The sequence below is a fragment of the Pseudomonas sp. SIMBA_068 genome (assembly GCF_046534705.1).
GTDB lineage: Bacteria > Pseudomonadota > Gammaproteobacteria > Pseudomonadales > Pseudomonadaceae > Aquipseudomonas > Aquipseudomonas putida.
On sequence record NZ_JAWRYI010000094.1, the window covers coordinates 1 to 394 of the forward strand.

At 61.4% G+C, this 394-nt stretch carries 2 pseudogenes; both read left to right on the plus strand.

The features are described 5' to 3' along the window. Nucleotides 1-211 (plus strand): annotated as a pseudogene (locus SB756_RS28325) (XRE family transcriptional regulator); the annotation flags it as partial. A 2-nt stretch (nt 212-213) separates the two neighbouring features. After that, a pseudogene (locus SB756_RS28330) lies at nt 214-282 on the plus strand (glutamine amidotransferase class-II); the annotation flags it as partial. Nucleotides 283-394 lie beyond the last annotated feature (112 nt).

Here is a 394-nt window from a genome sequence, read left to right on the forward strand (position 1 = left end):
TGGCCTGAGCCGAGTCATGGCCGAGGTGGCCCGGGAAGTGATCGTGATGGTCGAGTCCGACAAGGTGGGGCGCAAGATCCCTAACCTCGAGCTGCCCTGGGGCAGCGTGAATACCCTTATTACAGACGAACGCCTGCCCGCAGCGGCACGCGAACACATTCAAGCCCGCGGCATCAACCTGATTTGCGCCGCGATCAGCCAGGAGCAATAACCATGTGTGGAATCGTTGGTGCCGTAGCCGAGCGTAATATTACCGCCATTCTGATCGAAGGCCTCAAGCGCCACAGGGCATGTCGGCGCTGGCCTGGATGATCGTCTCCGATATCGCGCCCAAAGGCCTGCTGGGCTTGAGTGGCGGCCTGTTCAACCTGTTCGCCAACGCGGCGGGCATCGT